Below are 429 nucleotides of genomic sequence, written 5' to 3' on the forward strand. Positions count from 1 at the left end.
TTTTTGGTGTCCGCATGGTCTTGGGCGGCGGTTTGGAGGTTGGCTTGAGTGTTGTTCGTGTTTGTTGGGGGGGTTTGTGTGTGTGGGTGGTGGCTGGGGGGGTTGCGTGGGTTTGGGTTGTTGGGGGGGTTGTTTTTGTTTTGGTTGTGGTGTGGGGTGTTGTTGTGGTGTGGTTTGTTGTTGGTGTGTGTGTTGGGTTTTTTGTTTTTGTTGGGGCGTTGGTTTGGGTTGGGTGTGTTTTGGGTGCGGTTGTTGTTGGGTTGGTTCGGGCTGGTTTTGTGGTTGTCTTTGTTGGTGGTTTTTTTGGTTTTGGTGTTGGCGGGGTTGGGTGTTGTGTTTTTGGGGTCCGTGTTGTTTGTGGTGGTGGACGTGTTTTTGGTTGGTTGTGTGGGGCTGGCTTGTGTGCTGGTTGTGCTTTGTGTGTTATGC

The 429-nt window shown here is 51.7% G+C and carries 1 protein-coding gene; it reads right to left on the reverse strand.

Features of this window, described 5'->3' with window-relative positions:
• The coding region (locus ACTHUE_RS20635) for a hypothetical protein (protein WP_440424346.1) at positions 1–429 on the reverse strand (429 nt) is incomplete at both ends.

The sequence above is a fragment of the Neisseria sp. P0021.S005 genome (genome assembly GCF_051956955.1).